The 16,974-nt window shown below is 49.8% G+C and carries 17 protein-coding genes; 8 read left to right on the forward strand and 9 right to left on the reverse strand.

All coding sequences use genetic code 11. The features are described from left to right. The first annotated feature begins 39 nt into the window (after window positions 1-39). The 7 genes from folE2 to CWI78_RS04845 all read left to right on the forward strand — a co-directional run bounded on the left by folE2 (window position 40) and on the right by CWI78_RS04845 (window position 7,407). Window positions 40-966, forward strand: coding sequence for a GTP cyclohydrolase FolE2 (gene folE2, locus CWI78_RS04815; protein ID WP_126780785.1), 927 nt, complete (start codon window positions 40-42; stop codon window positions 964-966). A gap of 82 nt (window positions 967-1,048) precedes the next feature. Beyond that, the gene (locus CWI78_RS04820) at window positions 1,049-1,600 is read left to right on the forward strand and encodes a DUF2726 domain-containing protein (protein ID WP_126780787.1); all 552 of its coding nucleotides are present in this window, start codon (window positions 1,049-1,051) and stop codon (window positions 1,598-1,600) included. Between the two features lie 35 nt (window positions 1,601-1,635). Further along, window positions 1,636-2,592, forward strand: coding sequence for a cobalamin biosynthesis protein CobD/CbiB (locus tag CWI78_RS04825; protein ID WP_126780789.1), 957 nt, complete (start codon window positions 1,636-1,638; stop codon window positions 2,590-2,592). 50 nt (window positions 2,593-2,642) lie between these two features. Continuing rightward, window positions 2,643-3,653, forward strand: a complete 1,011-nt coding sequence (locus CWI78_RS04830) for an adenosine kinase (protein ID WP_126780791.1) — start codon at window positions 2,643-2,645, stop codon at window positions 3,651-3,653. 46 nt (window positions 3,654-3,699) lie between these two features. Continuing rightward, a complete protein-coding gene (ahcY, locus tag CWI78_RS04835) occupies window positions 3,700-5,079 on the forward strand; it encodes an adenosylhomocysteinase (RefSeq protein ID WP_126780793.1) in 1,380 nt (459 codons plus the stop codon). Beyond that, window positions 5,079-5,645: a GNAT family N-acetyltransferase gene (locus CWI78_RS04840; protein WP_126780794.1), complete on the forward strand. Its 567-nt coding sequence runs from the start codon at window positions 5,079-5,081 to the stop codon at window positions 5,643-5,645. Before ahcY ends, CWI78_RS04840 begins: the two co-directional genes overlap by 1 nt. A gap of 442 nt (window positions 5,646-6,087) precedes the next feature. Next, window positions 6,088-7,407, forward strand: a complete 1,320-nt coding sequence (locus CWI78_RS04845; protein ID WP_126780796.1) for an NAD(P)/FAD-dependent oxidoreductase — start codon at window positions 6,088-6,090, stop codon at window positions 7,405-7,407. A gap of 345 nt (window positions 7,408-7,752) precedes the next feature. Here the strand turns inward: CWI78_RS04845 and CWI78_RS04850 are convergent, their stop codons facing one another. The 8 genes from CWI78_RS04850 to rplU all read right to left on the reverse strand — a co-directional run bounded on the left by CWI78_RS04850 (window position 7,753) and on the right by rplU (window position 14,153). Further along, a complete protein-coding gene (locus CWI78_RS04850) occupies window positions 7,753-8,898 on the reverse strand; it encodes an ABC transporter permease (RefSeq protein ID WP_126780798.1) in 1,146 nt (381 codons plus the stop codon). Then, complete coding sequence (locus CWI78_RS04855; protein WP_126780800.1) at window positions 8,898-9,632, reverse strand: ATP-binding cassette domain-containing protein; 735 nt, start codon at window positions 9,630-9,632, stop codon at window positions 8,898-8,900. Before CWI78_RS04855 ends, CWI78_RS04850 begins: the two co-directional genes overlap by 1 nt. Window positions 9,633-9,635: 3 nt before the next feature. Beyond that, complete coding sequence (locus CWI78_RS04860) at window positions 9,636-11,087, reverse strand: alpha/beta hydrolase (RefSeq protein ID WP_126780802.1); 1,452 nt, start codon at window positions 11,085-11,087, stop codon at window positions 9,636-9,638. A 149-nt stretch (window positions 11,088-11,236) separates the two neighbouring features. After that, window positions 11,237-11,611 carry a DUF3718 domain-containing protein gene (locus CWI78_RS04865; RefSeq protein WP_126780804.1) on the reverse strand — a complete coding sequence of 125 codons (375 nt, stop codon included), beginning with the start codon at window positions 11,609-11,611 and terminating at the stop codon, window positions 11,237-11,239. A 110-nt stretch (window positions 11,612-11,721) separates the two neighbouring features. Further along, window positions 11,722-12,222: a type 3 dihydrofolate reductase gene (folA, locus tag CWI78_RS04870; RefSeq protein ID WP_126780806.1), complete on the reverse strand. Its 501-nt coding sequence runs from the start codon at window positions 12,220-12,222 to the stop codon at window positions 11,722-11,724. A 72-nt stretch (window positions 12,223-12,294) separates the two neighbouring features. Next, the gene (gene cgtA, locus CWI78_RS04875; protein WP_126780808.1) at window positions 12,295-13,452 is read right to left on the reverse strand and encodes an Obg family GTPase CgtA; all 1,158 of its coding nucleotides are present in this window, start codon (window positions 13,450-13,452) and stop codon (window positions 12,295-12,297) included. A gap of 116 nt (window positions 13,453-13,568) precedes the next feature. Continuing rightward, entirely contained in the window at window positions 13,569-13,826 is a 258-nt protein-coding gene (gene rpmA / locus CWI78_RS04880; protein WP_011233737.1) for a 50S ribosomal protein L27, read from the reverse strand. Window positions 13,827-13,841: 15 nt separating this feature from the next. Then, window positions 13,842-14,153 carry a 50S ribosomal protein L21 gene (rplU, locus tag CWI78_RS04885; protein ID WP_011233736.1) on the reverse strand — a complete coding sequence of 104 codons (312 nt, stop codon included), beginning with the start codon at window positions 14,151-14,153 and terminating at the stop codon, window positions 13,842-13,844. Between the two features lie 192 nt (window positions 14,154-14,345). Here rplU and ispB point away from each other — a divergent pair, with 192 nt between their 5' ends. Then, the gene (gene ispB / locus CWI78_RS04890; protein ID WP_126781046.1) at window positions 14,346-15,317 is read left to right on the forward strand and encodes an octaprenyl diphosphate synthase; all 972 of its coding nucleotides are present in this window, start codon (window positions 14,346-14,348) and stop codon (window positions 15,315-15,317) included. 564 nt (window positions 15,318-15,881) lie between these two features. Here ispB and mdh read toward each other — a convergent pair. Further along, window positions 15,882-16,814, reverse strand: a complete 933-nt coding sequence (gene mdh, locus CWI78_RS04895; protein ID WP_126780810.1) for a malate dehydrogenase — start codon at window positions 16,812-16,814, stop codon at window positions 15,882-15,884. Between the last annotated feature and the right edge of the window lie 160 nt (window positions 16,815-16,974).

The raw sequence follows: 16,974 nt of genomic DNA on the forward strand, positions 1-16,974 counted from the left end.
CCGGACAATATTATTCACGAGACTTGGAGTTCACAACGAATGCCAACAGTTATGCCCGACGTAGCCAACCAAACTCAGGCCCAAACAGAGGGAGCCCTCGATTGGGTTGGCATGAGCAATATTGAAGTTCCATTGATGGTGGCCGCAGCCGGCGCGTCTGAACGCCCTGTCGCTGCTAAAGTGGAAGCTTTCGTCAACCTTAAAAACCCGAAAACCAAGGGTATCCACATGTCTCGCTTGTACTTATTGCTGGACAAAATGTCGACCGAAGGCGAGCTCAGTCATGGTTCGATGAAGGAATTACTGAATAACTTTATTGAAAGCCATAAAGACATCAGTGACCAAGCCTTTATCAAATTTGATTTTGATTATCACCTGCGTCGCAAATCGCTGGTCAGCAAAAAACAGGGCTGGAAAGCGTATCCAGTCAGCTTAACCGGTCGTTATGATGCTGGTCAGCTTAAACTGGAGTTGTCCGTTGATGTGCCTTACTCATCAACTTGCCCTTGCTCAGCAGCACTGGCCCGCCAGTTAATTCAGGATGCTTTCAGCGAGAAGTTTGCTGGTCAGGAAAAAGTGGATTCAAACATTCTGCACGAATGGCTGGGCTCGACTGAAGGTATTGTCGCGACACCGCACAGCCAACGCTCAGTTGCTGAAGTTAAAGTGGCCTTAAGCGAAAGCGTTAACGATTTTCCTATTGTGGAACTGATTGACGCCGTTGAAGACGCGCTTAAGACGCCGGTACAAGCTGCTGTTAAGCGGGAAGATGAGCAAGAGTTTGCGCGTTTGAATGGTCAGAACCTGATGTTCTGTGAAGACGCATCGCGTCGTTTACAACACCAGTTGAATCAAATGCCTCACTTCCGTGATTTCTGGTTGCGCGTTAACCACTATGAATCACTGCATGCCCACGACGCCGTTAGTGTCACCACAAAAGGCGTACCGGGCGGTTATTCTGCCTAATTAAATTTCCATTAGCTGCCATTACTGGCACAGCTTTTGCTTCACACCTCACAGAGCGTCAATTTTCTGATGAGGTGTGAAAATGGAAATTATCCTGTTGTTGTTTGTTGTTGTATTAATTGCGGTCGCTATTATTGCCAGCCGCATGTCCGAGAACTATGTTCCCTACCCTTATAAACTGAAAGATGTGGCCTTGTGCACAGCCCAGGAAGATCAGTTTCTGACATTGTTAGAAAAATCTGTCGGCGATGATTTCAGAATTTTCACTAAAGTCCGCTTAAGCGATATTGTAACCGTACGCACGGGGTTATCCTCAACAGCTCGCAAAGACGCACACAACAAAGCCAGCCAGCGTATTCTGGATTACGTTCTGTGTGACATTCACACCATGCAGATTAAAGCCGCTATTGAGCTGGAACCCGGTCAGTCGTCACTGAATCAGCAAAAACGTAACTTGTTTCTGAAGAACACATTAGCTGCCGCCGGACTACCGTTCCTGCGCTTTAAAGCTAAGCCTGGTTACCGTCTTGCCGAACTGCACGACTACATTCACGGCAAAATTCGTCAGGCTGAACACGTTCGCGCAGCCGTACCAACCAATAAAGATAAGAACAACCAGCCGATTGCGGCGTAATTGCCGAGTGATGCGCACCGTGGCAGTATAGTGCCATGAACACCGAGTTATTAACCGAACTGCTGTTATCCCCCGTTGCTCTGGCTCTGCTGGCTTTGCTGGCAGAGCGCTGGTTTCCATGGCCGGAGCAGTGGCACCCCTTTGCCGTTTTGCGGCTAATGGCCTCCTACATGAGCGGCAAGGTCAACAAACCCGAACGCACTGTCAGTCAACAACGGCTGGCCGGCTTTTTAGCCTGGCTCACGATGTCGTTACTGGTGTTATTACCCGCTGCGATTGTTTTCGCCGGAGCCGAGGTGTCGTTGGCCATTGGCTGGCTGATTCTATTGGTGAGTTTACGCCAGCAGCCCGTCGCTCATGCGGTTAAACTGGCCGACAGCCACTTGCAGCGAGGCCGGAAAAACGCCGCCCGCGCCTGGCTAAGTCGCATTACCTGGCGCGATTGCGATTTACTCAGTGAACACGGCATTGCAAAAACTAGCCTGGAACTGCGTGCGTCCAGTATTCTGGAACACCGTTTCACGCCCTTACTCTTTTGGTTTATTGGCGGCCCGCTGGCTGCTCTTGGCGTCCGCACGGTTGCAGAACTGACGCAGGTATGGCCCGTGGCACAAACGCGTTATCGACATTTTGGCCTGACCACACACTGGCTTTACACCTTAACGCACTTCTTCCCTTCTTTTTTACTGTCGCTGATGGCTCGCTTTATGGCTCTGTTTCAGCGCAACAAACCAAAATTACAGTCACTGACACGCAATGCGCTGTTTCCGACTGTATTGCTCAGTTGGTTACAAAGCTTCAGTTATTGCCACAGAGTGACCTTAGGCGGACCTATACAAGTTCAGGGAATACGTGTTGCACGACAACGTTTTGACGGCCGTCCCGCTGAGTTGTTATTGGCTCGGGCCCCACGCTGGCAAAGGCAGTGGCAAATCTTTTTCGTTAGTTGTCTGGTTATTGTGCTTTTTGCCCTGTTCATTTATCGACCCTGACCGACTCATCGGGTATACTACGCGCCCTAATAAGGCAACCATTTACTACTATGAAAACCATTGATGTAATCGGCATTGGCAATGCGCTGGTGGATCAGGAGTTTGAGGTCACTGATGACTTCCTCCAAAAACACAATTTAAAGAAAGGCATGATGGAGCTGATTGACGAAGACGCTCAAAACATTCTGATTGCCGAACTCAGCGAGCTGGGTGAATTAAAGAAGCAATGTGGCGGTGGCTCAGCAGCCAACTCGCTGGTTGCTTTTGCTCAGTTTGGCGGAAAAGCCTACTATTGTTGTAAAGTTGCAGACGATGAAGCGGGTATGTTTTACCGTCAGGACTTAGAACAAGTGGGTATTGAAACCAGCCTTAAAAAGCAGCAAAACCCGGGTATCACCGGTCGTTGCCTGGTCATGGTTACCCCGGATGCTGAACGCACTATGCGTACTCACTTAGGTATTACAGCTGATTTGTCGACGGTTGAAATTGATGACGATGCAATTGCAGCAGCAAACTACCTTTATATTGAAGGTTATTTAATTACCTCAGAAATTGCCCGCGGTGCCATTCAGCATGCCAAGAAAGTGGCTCGCGACAACAATACCAAACTGGTCATGACCTGTTCAGACCCGGCTATGGTGAAGTTTTTCCGTGACGGCATTGATGAAATTCTTGAGGGCGGCGTCGATTTAATGTTCTGTAATCGCGAAGAAGCCGAATTATTAACCGGTAAAGACGATCCTCAGGCGGCTTTATCCGTATTACTAGAGCAGGCCGATACGGTTGCTATTACTCTGGGTAAAGATGGCGCCTTAATTGCAAACCATGAACGTCAGGTGCATATTCCGGGTGTTCCGGTAAAAGCTATTGATACCAACGGTGCCGGAGATATGTTTGCCGGTGCTATGTTGTATGGTTTAACACGCAATATGTCGTTGGAAGACGCCGGACGTTTAGCCAGCCATGCAGCAGCTGAGCTGGTCACAGAGTTTGGCGCTCGGCTGGACAAAAAGCGCCAACAGCAGTTGATTGAGCGTGTTATGAAAACCGAAACCGTCTGAATTGATTAAAATTCACTGAAAGAAATCACTGAAAAAGAGAGTCGCTATGAGTGCAGAAAATTCGCAAGACTACAAAGTTGCAGATATTAGCTTAGCTGAATGGGGTCGTAAGGAAATTGCGATCGCTGAATCCGAAATGCCGGCGCTGATGACTATCCGCCGCAAATACGCTGACAGCAAGCCACTGGCCGGTGCTCGCATCATTGGTTGTATTCACATGACCATTCAAACCGCTGTGTTAATTGAAACCCTGCTTGAACTGGGCGCCGAAGTGCGTTGGTCGTCGTGCAACATTTTCTCTACTCAGGACCACGCTGCTGCAGCGATGGCCGCGGCCGGTGTTCCAGTATTTGCCTGGAAAGGTGAAACCGAAGAAGAATATGAGTGGTGCTTAAAGCAAACTTGCCATAAAGACGGCGAGCTGTGGGATGCCAACATGATTCTGGATGACGGTGGCGATTTAACCCTGATGATCCACGACGAATTCCCGCAGATGCTGGACAAAGTACACGGCATTACCGAAGAAACCACCACCGGTGTTCATCGCTTGCTGGATATGCTGGAAAAAGGCACGTTGAAAGTTCCTGCTATTAACGTGAACGACGCCGTGACTAAGTCAAAAAATGACAACAAGTACGGTTGCCGCCACTCGCTGAACGACGCCATTAAGCGCTCAACTGACCACTTATTGTCAGGTAAGAAAGCTCTGGTTGTTGGTTACGGCGATGTGGGTAAAGGTTCTGCCGCAAGCCTGCGTCAGGAAGGCATGATTGTTAAGATCAGCGAAATTGACCCAATTTGTGCTATGCAGGCCTGCATGGACGGCTTTGAAGTGGTTTCTCCATACCTTGGCGGTGACAATAAAGGTAACGGCGAGAACATTAACAAAGACTTGCTGGGCAATACCGACCTGATTGTGACCACGACCGGTAATATGGACGTTTGTGACCGCCACATGCTGGCCGCACTTAAGCCGACCGCTCTGGTTTGCAACATTGGCCACTTTGATAATGAAATTGATACGGCCTTTATGCGCAAAAACTGGCGCTGGGAAGAAATTAAGCCGCAGGTACACAAAATTTATCGCTCCGACGATGATAACGACTACCTGATTCTGCTGGCCGAAGGCCGCCTGGTGAACTTAGGTAACGCAACCGGTCACCCAAGTCGTATTATGGATGGCTCTTTTGCTAACCAGGTACTGGCGCAAATTCACTTGTTTGAACAGAAGTTTTCAGACATGGACGCTAAGCAACAGGAAGAATACCTGCGCGTAGAAGTTCTGCCGAAACAACTGGACGAGGAAGTAGCACGTTACATGGTGCAGGGTTTTGGTGGTGTTATCACCAAGCTGACCGCGGACCAGGCCAACTACATTCACGTTAATGCAGAAGGCCCGTTCAAGACTGACGAGTACCGCTACTAATGAGCGATATCATTTATCGTCAAATAACGGCTGCCGATATGGCGGCCGTTATTGATCTGGCCAACGAAGTTCATGGTGACAACTACCTGAACGAAGACAGTTTTCAGCAATATCTGGCTGGCGGAACCGCGGGTAACGTGCAGTTAAACTGGATAGCTTTGCGCGGCGAGATCCCCTTAGGTATACGAATTACCCTGGCGCCCGGACAATGGCCCATTGATGACTTTTGCACCCCCGACGCCTGGCCCATTCCAGCCGATAAGCTGTGCTACTTTAAATGCGCCGCCGTATCCGAAAAAGCACGTGGATTAGGCATAGGCAAAGAACTGTTGTATCGCAGCATAGCTTCAGCCAAAGAGCTTGGCTGCCAGGGTGGTTTAGCACACATTTGGATGCAGAGCCCCAAAAACAGCGCCTATGAATACTTCACCCGCTGCGGCGGCGAAATGATTAAACAACACGAAAAACGCTGGTACAAAGCCTCAGTAGAAGACGGCTACTACTGCCCAGTATGCGACGGCACCTGCTACTGCGACGCCGGCGAAATGCTGCTGAAGTTCGACTAACCCTGGGGGACAGGTTATTCACTTGTTTCGCTTGAGCATTGAAGGCCCCTATGGCGGAGACGCGGCGAGCTCATCCATGAGGGCTTGACGAAGGCCATCCATGGCCTTCGACACTCCGCCATAGGGGCCTTCAACACTCGTAACGCTTACAAGTGAACAACCTGCCCCTTTTAGCATCTTTCATAGCGGTTTAAGTTGGCTTTTTATCTGAAGCGGGAGATAGTGAGCGCGCCGACGGTTACATAGGGCTATTGTGGAGGTGTGCAGCGCCATGGATGGTGCTGCCCAAGTGGTAGCCTGATGCTATTGCATCAGGTGAGATAGTCGAACACCTCACCTGACGTAAAACGTCAGGCTACCTAATCTCCGCCACATAGGCCTTCAATGCTCAAGCGAAGCAAGTGAATGACCTGTTCTTCTCTGCTTTAATAGGTGGTGGTTTATGTATGATCCTTTGGTTGATGCTCCTCCGGGGCCTCATGATGCTCCTGAGCCGAGTTATTGGCAGCAGCACACGCAGGCTGATTTTCCGGAGTGTGTGGATGCGCCGGAGCAAGTGGAGTTTGCTGTTGTTGGTGCGGGTTACACGGGCTTAAATGCGGCTCGGGTTCTGGCCGAAAACGGGCATTCTGTTGCTGTGTTTGAAGCTAACCAATTGGCATGGGGGTGTTCCTCCCGTAATGCCGGTTTTGTGATGAAAAGTACCGGCCGACTGGGCTTGTCAGCCTGGGCTGAGCGTCTGGGCACTGACATAGCGCAAGGTATTGCCGCCGAACATCAGAAAGCATTGCAGCTGGTTGAAGACAACGTGCAGGCGTGCCCTCAACAATGCCAGCGTCAAAATGGCGGTTACCTGAAAATAGCCCACCGCGCCAGTGCCGTTGCGCCCTTAAAACAGCAATATGAGCAGTTAAAGCAGTTTGATCAGCCGGTGGAATGGCTGACTCAAGAGCAGCTGACTGACATTATCGACAGCCCACAGGCCCATGCTGCCTTGCGCTTCACCGACTGCTTTGCTCTGAACCCGATGTTACTGGCGGCAGCGACGGCTCGACGGGCAGCCGCAGCGGGTGCACAGTTAGTTGAGCATTGTCCGGTAACTCAGGCCGTGTCGCTTGGCAGCAAAGGCGTATACCTGCAAACTGCGAAAGGCGCTGTACGCGCTCGTAAGCTGTTGGTTTGTTCAAACGGATATACCTCAGGGCAGTTACTGCCAGAGCTTGCCAGTCGCTCGCTACCCGTACTCTCAAGCATTATTACCACGCCTCCGCTGAGCAAAGAACAGATTGAGAGCATTAAGCTGTCTCCGCAATACGCTGTAATGGATACTCGCATTCTGAAGTATTACTTCCGCTTGCTACCCGATAATCGTCTGCTGTTCGGTGGTCGAGGTGCTATTCAAGGGAAAAGCGCAGCCAACCCAGTCTACGCTAAACGACTGCTACAGGCCTTGCACCAGACCTTTCCGCAACTGCGTAACGTAAATAAGTGGGAACACTTCTGGAGCGGTTGGGTCAGTGTGTCACTGGACGATTACCCACGCGTAGGCAAAGTAAAAGACAATATCTACGCCAGCATGGGCTACTGCGGTGCCGGTGTCAGCTTTACCGCACTAGCCGGCCAGCGACTGGCGGAAGCCGCCATGGAACAGCCCCTGCCCGAGCTACCTTACTACCAGTCACAACTCAAGCCGTTCCCACTCCCCCGCTTCCGCCGCCTGGGCCAATGGCTCTACTACCACTACGGCCGCCTACGCGACTGATCCGGGGCAGGCTGCTCACTTGTTTCGCTTGAGCGTTGAAAGCCTCTGTGACGGAGACGCGACGAGCTCATCCATGAGGGCTTGACGAAGGCCATCCATGGCCTTCGACACTCCGCCACAGAGGCTTTCAACACTCGTAACGCTCACAAGTGAACAGCCTGCCCTTCTAACCTCTCTCATCACGGCTTAAGTGGCTTCTTAACTGAAGCGGAAGACAGCGAGCGCGCCCGACGGTTACACAGGGCTATTGTGGAGGTGTGCAGCGCCATGGATGGCGCTGCCCAAGCCCTACAGGGATGTATTTACGGGCGTCCTCCACAATGGCCCTTGTAACCTCAGCGCTCGCTACAGGCCGAAGACGATTTTTTCGCTTTTGAGCATTCGAGCTATGTACTTCATGAGCAGTAGTGCGGCTGCCAGGGTGGCGATGGCGCTTATTACTGTTCCCATAACGTTGACACTTTCGCCGCGTATCAGTGACAGGAACGCCTGATGCTGACCGGTTAGTGGCAGGTAGTAGAGAATTGGGTTTTTAAGGCGCGCGAATTCAACACCAAATGATGCTGCCATTGGGATGATTAGCAAGAAGCTGATATAGGTCTGTGCTTCTTTAAAGTTCTTGGCCCGGAAGGACACGAACAGCTGCAAGGCGGTAGCGAATAAGGCCAGCGGTATCAATAAGATAAACATTAATAGCATCATGCCTACGCTAAAGTTCACGTTCATGCCAATTTCGTGCAGGGGCACATAAGCGAAAATAATGGGAATGAGTACCAGTGACAGTATTGCGCCGAACAAGGAGAACGAGGTTGCAGTCAGTGCTTTACCGGTAACGATATCCCAGGTACTTAACGGCTGACTAAGTAAAAATTCCAGTGAATTACGTTCACGTTCGCCGGCACTGATATCAATGGCGACGTTCATTCCGGACCAGAATACGGACAAAATAATGAACACCAGCACACTGCCCATAATCAATGCCGCCTTAGAGCCACGGGTAGCTAAATCTTGCTTTTGTAGCTGCACAGGTTGCACAACGCGGGGATCAACGCCTCTCAGGGTGAGTCTATAAGCAGCTATTTGACTCGAATAGGCTTGTACCGCCTGCTCTACCCGCTTAATGTCGGTTTGCTGCTTTTGTGCTGACCAGTCAGCGCGCAAGGTGACTTCTACCGGCTCTGCTTCGCGGATACGTTGTTGCCAGTTTTCAGGCAGAGTTAGTACGATAGGCGTTTCGGTTTTTGCCCAGTCCCCTTCTTTAGCAACAACACCACGCTCGCCTAGAAATTCAACGAGTTGCGGGGCGTTTTCTTTACCTTCAATGGTAATTTCGACGTCCGCCTGATCGGTCAGTTGTGTTATCAGAAAAAAGAAGGCAACGGCCATTAGCATGGGGCCGAAAAACGCGTAAGACATTGCCGCCAAAACGGAGCGCTTGTCTCGAATTGCGTCACGAAATTCTTTTTTCCATACGGAGGTTAATGCGCTCATCAGGCTGCTATCCCCTCGTCGGTACCAATAATCTTCACGAAAGCGTCTTCCAGTTGTGGCTCGCCTGTCATGTCGCACAGCTCTTGCGGCGTTCCTTCTGCCGCAACTTTGCCATTGGCCATCACCACAACACGGTCGCAAAGGGCTGCAACTTCCTGCATCACGTGGCTGGAAAAGAGGATACAGGTGCCCTGAGCGCGTTGCTCGCGCAGAACATCTCGTAAAATTCGGGTGCTCATAACATCGAGCCCGCGGCTTGGCTCATCCAAAATTAAGTGTTTGGGGCTGTGTACCAATGCCTGAGCTAAGGCGACTTTCATTCGTTGCCCTTGTGAGAAGCCAGCCGTACGACGGTCTGCAAGCTCTGCGATATCGAGTTTTTCTATGACTTTTTCTACCGCTGTTTTTTGCTCTTTGCCTTTAAGGCCGTGTAATCCGGCGAAGTATGCCACTTGTTCACGTACCGTTAAGCGCTCGTACAAACCGAACTTGTCGGGAAATATACCCAAATTTCGGCGCGCCCCAATGGGATTAATGTTCGCATCCACCCCTTCAATTTCAGCTTTTCCGGTATCCGACTGCAGCAGTCCGTAAATAATGCGCAGACAGGTCGTTTTGCCCGCGCCATTAGGTCCCAGTAGCCCGGTAATTTCCCCATCTTTTGCCTGAAATGAGAGCGAATCCAGCGCCTGCACATTTTTAAATGATTTTGTGAGTGCATCTACATTAATCATGTTTTATAGCCCCGCCGCATTCTGATTCAGGACAAAGGGTTTCAGTCTTTGTTTCTCTAAGCAACTGCCGTCAATACTTTCAATAGACGCTTGTTCAATAAAGTCCGAAATAAGTTGATTGGCACAGGTATGACTGGCGACAGTGTGACCTGCATTCGGTGCAACTAAGTGCTTACTGTTTGGTAATGTCCGGTGTGCGATTTCACCCCACTCGGGTGGTGTCACCGGATCTAACTCTCCGGATAATAACAATACAGGCTTGTCACTAACCACAGGATCGGACCAATAAGCAGGCACACTCGATGAGCGCCAACCCGAACACATATCGACGAAAGCGTCACCGGTACGACTGCCAATAAACTGGTTGTTACCGTCTTGCTCAAGCAGTTCTGGTGTGGCACGCGGTAGATCTTCAGAACATACGACCGACAACATTAACCCCAAATAGATACTGCTTTGCGACATGGTGCCGCCCATGAGTCCAAGAATGGCGTGGTAGTCTCCTGCTGCAGCAGAATGGATAGCATAAGGTAAAAGTTGACGAGTATTCGGGTGATATAAAGCCACTCGCATAATGGAGCTGAAACGCCCTGGTGTCAGTTTAATTTCCAGAGGCTCGAAGGACAAAGGATCGCGTGTTTCCAATAAGATATCCTGAGCTTCAAGTTCAGCCATCACCTCATAATATTCTTGTTCAAGGTTTGGAAACTTCTCGCGGCAAGCTGTTTGCTCTGAGCAGTCTTCTATCATGGCATCAAATGCGGCGGCACCATGTTGTCCGAAAGGACCAATAACAACCTGAGGCGGCGCAATGGCATCGAGGGTGGCGGTGCGAACCGACCCCGGCGCTTCGCGCAAATAAGTGAGCCCGACGCGGGTCCCATAAGAGCCGCCATAAAGGTTAAGTTGCTCTATGCCTAAGTGTTCGCGTACACGTTCAAAATCCTTGACTGCATTAACCGTATGATACTGGGTTGTATCGGTGTCCGGGTATTGCTGCAGGCATTCGCGACTCAAGGCTTGCAGATCTTGTTCGTCATCAGCACGGATTAACTCGTCGGGGCGTTCGATATCACATTCAAGCGGATGACTTTTGCCTGTGCCACGCTGATCAATCAACAGAATATCGCGCTTCTGACGAACCGCTTCGAACATCCGCGCTATCATGGGAGCCAACTCAGTGGCCGCCTGCCCCGGCCCACCGGCCAAAATCAGCATCGGGTCGGGTTTTGCGCCTTCCTGCACGGCCGGCAGAACAGCGTAGTGAATACCAATATGCTTTCCGTCTGGCTGTTCATAATTTTCGGGAACTGACACAGTGCCACAGTGCAATTGTTCCTGCACACCGGGCAAATAACAACTTGCAGCTTCAGTGGTTTTTGTCTGCGCCTGGCTGACTTGCGGGAAGAGTCCCAGCAACACCAGCGGCAAAGATAATGCCATCCATTGTTTCATAGCGATTCCGTTTGTATACGTAACGGATCTATTGTCGTAGAGAACAGGGGAGAATTACAAGGTAAGTGACTGATTGAATTGTTAGAAGATGTAAAAAAACCCGCAAAAACAATTTTGCGGGTTTTCATCAATACGAAACACGTCTTTAATTACAGACCGGCGCGCTCTTTAATCGCTGCAGCAATAGCGCTGCCGCCATGGCCGTTAGACTGAGCCCATTCGTAGTCGCCAGAGCCTTTCAGTTCGTCTACAGACAGACGACCAACAATGAATTCACCGATATCTTGTGAGCCATTTGCCATTGCGAATTGCAGTAAGCTTTGACCGTTACACTGAATACCGCTGTAGATATCGCGTACACGGACACGAGAATCGCGCAGTTTCTTACGCATACGCATAGTGTCATCACCCTGTACGTACGTGCACAAGCTCAAAGCTAATTCATTTGCTTCTGCGCTCTTTGAAAATGTTGCGCCTGTTGCTGCAACAGCAGCCATCACGGCCCCTAATACAATCGCTTTCATCTAAAACCCCATCACAAGATTGCTCAAAAATTCATCAAGATGATACTACGAACTCCAGCCCTCTGCAATGGCCTGAAATTCATGTAAGTGTCTGAATTTATAACTTCTTATTAACTTTTTCTGTCGAAAATAAGAGTACTAAAATTATGCGAGTTACGCTCATCAGCGGCAAAGTTTTGCCGCTCAACCTCTTGCCAGTCGGCGACTTGCTGATAGTCAGGAAAGTAGGTATCGCCCTCAACATTTAGATCTATTTTAGTAACATATAGTCGGTCTGCCAGGGGCAAAAATTTTTCATAAATTTTTCCACCGCCAATGATCATCAATTCATCAACCGGACCTGCAGCGGCTATCGCCTGTTGTACTCCGGACACCCAAACAACCTGACTGTCCTGATTTTCCGAATGATCCGTTCGACGGCTTAGAACGATATTTTTACGTCCGGGTAACGGTCGGCCAATGGATTCAAAAGTGCGTCGCCCCATAACAATTGGCTTACCTAAGGTAATTTTCTTGAAATATTGCAACTCGTCCGGAAGATGCCATGGCATTTTATTATCTTTTCCGATGACCCGGTTATCTGCCATTGCGACCACTAGCGATATTTTCATTCGGCAATACCCTTAATTCGTTGCCTGACCTTTGCGTCAGGAAACACTACCTCGCCTGACATGAATGTCAGGCTACTTCTGATAAATCACTTCGACGTCATGATCATCATCGTCGTCGTCATCATCTTCATCATCAAGCTCTTCTTCCAGCACTTCTTCGTGGTACGTATCCCACATAAACTCAACCGGATCGGCTTCTTCCTGCTGCTCAGTGCTTGGCGCAGGGAGGGTTTCCAGGTAGGAGATTATTTCCCGACAAAGCGCATCACTGCCACGCCCTTCCAGAGCCGCAATTTGGAATACCGGACCATCCCAGTCCAGAGCTTTAACCAGCTCATCCACTTTTTCCTGAACTTCTTCGTCCAGCAACAAATCGACTTTATTGATCACCAGCCAGCGAGGTTTTTCTGCCAGTTTCGGGCTGTATTTTTCCAGTTCGTTGATGATGATACGCGCCTGCTCAGCAGGGTCAGTTTCATCAAATGGTGCTAAGTCGACCAAGTGCAACAATAAGCGACAACGCTCTAAATGCTTCAGAAATTGTATGCCAAGCCCTGCGCCTTCAGCCGCACCTTCAATGAGGCCCGGAATATCGGCGATAACAAAACTTTGATGCGGCGCAGGACGCACAACACCGAGGTTAGGTATCAAGGTGGTAAACGGGTAGTCCGCTACTTTGGGACGTGCCGCAGATACGGAGCGGATAAAGGTCGATTTACCCGCATTTGGCATACCCAGCAGACCCACGTCTGCCAACAGCATCAATTCCAGCTTCAACGGGCGTACTTCGCCCGGCGTGCCATCGGTTTTCTGCCTTGGCGCGCGGTTAACACTGCTTTTAAAGCGTGTATTACCCAGGCCATGGAAACCGCCTTTGGCCACCATTAAACGCTGACCGTGCTTAGTTAGATCGCCAAGAACTTCGCCCGTATCGACATCGGTAGCCCGGGTACCCGGAGGAACAGGCAAAACGATATCGTTACCGCGCCTGCCGGTGCAGTTTTTACCCATACCGTTTTTGCCGCGCTCGGCTTTATGAAAACGTTCAAAACGATAGTCAATAAGCGTATTCAGGTTCTCATCTGCTTGCAGATAAACGTCACCGCCGTCGCCACCATCGCCGCCGTCAGGGCCGCCTTTGGGAATATACTTCTCGCGACGGAAACTGATACAACCATTACCACCGTCACCCGCGTCTACGCGGATTTCTACTTCATCAACGAATTTCATCGCAATCTGCTACTTATCACTTGTCGAATACTGTGCAAAATTCTAGCACATATGAAAAAGCCCCGCCGTAAGGCAGGGCTTTCAGAACCGAAACTTTTCAGTTTGTGTTCACGTTATTAGTCAGTAATAACGCTCACGAATTTACGGTTTTTGCTGCCCTTCACGTCAAAAGACACTTTGCCTTCTGAGGTTGCAAACAATGTGTGGTCTTTACCAATACCAACGTTCGCTCCAGCATGGAACTTAGTACCACGTTGACGAACCAGGATGTTGCCTGCTAATACAGACTCACCACCGAAGCGCTTAACACCGAGACGTTTACTCTCTGAGTCGCGACCGTTTTTAGTAGAACCACCAGCCTTTTTATGTGCCATGTCGTTACTCCTTAATTAGCTGTTGATACCAGTGATTTTCACTTCCGTGAACCACTGACGATGGCCTTGTTGACGGCGAGAGTGCTTACGACGACGGAACTTAACGATTTTAATTTTATCGCCACGACCGTGATCAATCACTTCCGCTTTCACTTTACCACCGGACACGAACGGAGCACCGATGTTTACATCGTTGCCGTCAGAAACCATCAAAACCTGGTCGAATTCAACTACATCACCGGTAGCTGCTTCCAGTTTTTCCAGGCGGACGATTTGGCCTTCAGACACACGGTGCTGCTTACCGCCACTTTGGAATACTGCGTACATATTATTCTCCACAACCCTATTGGGCATCCAAATTCAAATCAGGGCGCGAATTGTACGTAATCCCGACAACGATCGCAACCCTTTATTTGAACTTAAAGGCTACGCCATCTGCCGCGGATTGAGTTTCCGCGCCGCTATAAATAGTGTACCATCCCTTTTCCGTTAAATTTTGTAAATAAACAGATATCTATGATGGATATGCAGTCCATTAACGCATTAGCCAAAGACGATATGCTTGGGGTTAATGCCTTAATAGGTGAACAACTTCAATCGGACGTTGCCTTAATTAACCAGTTAGGCCTCTATATTGTCAACAGTGGCGGTAAACGCTTACGCCCGCTGCTTGCCATATTAGCGTGCCGGGCTCTGGGTTACGAAGGCAGCGATCATCGCAAACTTGCTACGATTATCGAGTTTATTCATACCGCGACCCTGCTGCACGACGATGTCGTTGATGAATCGGAGCTGCGCCGCGGACGCAAAACTGCCAATGCGGTGTTTGGTAATGAAGCCAGCGTACTGGTTGGTGACTTCCTTTATACCCGCGCTTTCCAATTAATGGTCGATTTAGACTCGCTCCGAATTCTGCGTATTTTAGCGGACGCCACCAACGTTATTTCTGAAGGCGAAGTGTTGCAGTTAATGAACTGTAATGATCCCGAAACCTCAGAAGCCAGCTACTTTAATGTTATTTACGGCAAAACCGCTAAACTGTTCGAAGCCGCAACCGAGCTGGCTGGTGTATTAACCGCACAAGACGAAAAAGTAACACAACAATTGGCTGATTACGGTCGTTACCTGGGTACCGCGTTTCAGTTGGTTGACGATTTACTCGATTACACTGCGGACAGCGATTCGATGGGTAAGAATGCCGGAGATGACTTAGCGGAAGGTAAGCCAACGCTGCCGTTGTTGTATGCTATGTGGCACGGCAACGACGTAGAACAGAAGCTGATTCGCGAAGCCATTGAACAAGGTGACGGGCGTGATCACTTACAAACCGTGCTAACCGCGATGGAGCGAACCGGGGCTTTACAATACACCCGAAACAAAGCGCTGGAAGCCGCCGAACAAGCGCGTGAGTCCTTAAACGAACTCCCGGACTCCGACTACAAACAAGCCCTGCTCACCCTAACCCACCTGGCAGTCGACCGGGTGACTTAAGCAGGCTTGGAGAAAAGAAATGCCTTGGGGGATCGGGTTCTGTTTCGGAGGACGCCCGCAAGTACTTCCCTGTAGGGCTTGGGTAGCGCCATCCATGGCGCTACACACCTCCGAAACAGAACCCTTCCCGCTTTAGGCATTTCCAGTTAGCATCCTCATCCTTGGCCTTCGACACTCCGCCAGAGAAACCTTCAACACTCGTAACGCTCGCAATCCAACAGCCTGACCATCAACCATTTCCTTAGCCTGAGAATTTAAACTAACACTCTGTTTCGGTTGAGATATTTAAACATTGATCCTGTTTAAAATATCAATGAAGCGCTCTTCAGCAATTAGCAGGGAAATATTGAGGTTGGTCAGTATTGGCGATATGCCATTGTGGGTTATCTGGAGAAAGTGCTGAGATAACTTTCAGCAAGTAGCGCGGAAATGTTGGGGCGGCTATTACAGGAGCGTCGAAGGCCAGGGACGGCCTTCGTCGAGCGCTCATGGATGAGCTTGTAGCGTCTCCTGTAATAGCCGCCCCAATATTTTCAAAAGCGGATTGCTGAAAGTTTTTTCAGCTTAGCTGGCGAAGTCGATGCCAGTTTGGATGTCGCCTTTCAGGCCGTCTAGCATGTCGTCCATGCATTTTTGTTCGAATGCACTGAGTTTGCCGTAAGAAAGGATTTCTTCTGCGCCGTTTTTGCCTAAGCGTACTGGCTGTGCGAAGAACTTAGCGTTGTCGCCTGGGCCTTCTACGTAGGTGCACTCAATAGTGTCCTGACCTTGCAGGCCTTTCAACAGTGACAGAGCGAAACGTGCTGCGGCCTGACCCATAGACAAGGTTGCTGAACCGCCGCCGGCTTTCGCTTCGACAACTTCGGTACCGGCATTCTGGATACGGTGAGTTAAGTCTTTGATTTCTTGCTCGGTAAACTCAACGCCGTCAACCTGAGACAGCAATGGCAAGATAGTTGTACCACTGTGACCACCGATAACCGGTACGTTAACGTTTTCCGGGTTCAGACCACGCAACTCACCTACGAATGCTTCTGAACGGATAACGTCCAGAGTCGTGACACCAAACAATTTACGCTTATCGTAGCAGCCTGCTTTTTTCAGGACTTCGGCAGCAATTGGAACCGTGGTGTTTACCGGGTTGGTGATGATACCAATACAAGCGTCAGGGCAGTTGTCTGCAACGCCTTGTACTAAGTTTTTAACGATGCCTGCGTTCATGTTGAACAGGTCAGAGCGGTCCATACCCGGCTTACGCGGTACACCGGCTGGAATTAATACGATGTCGCTGCCAACCAATGCAGACGCAAGGTCGTCTTTACCGAAGCCTGTTACTTTCACGTCGGTAGGGATGTGACTTAAGTCAACCGCTACACCTGGAACTACTGGCGCAACGTCATACAGCGATAATTCTGAACCTGCGGGTAATTGGGTTTTCAGAAGCAATGACAATGCCTGGCCGATACCACCGGCCGCACCTAATACGGCTACTTTCATCTCAGACTCCGTTTTTGTTAGTCAATTTTAACTGCATAAAAATGCAGAATTTGGCGCAAAACTGTACTCCAATATCACTAAAAATACAACTTTGAGCCGCACGCATTCAGTACTCGAATAGCGTATCTTTATGCAGTACACTGGTGCTCATTATAGCATG

The organism is Idiomarina ramblicola (genome assembly GCF_003987255.1).
Classification (GTDB): domain Bacteria; phylum Pseudomonadota; class Gammaproteobacteria; order Enterobacterales; family Alteromonadaceae; genus Idiomarina; species Idiomarina ramblicola.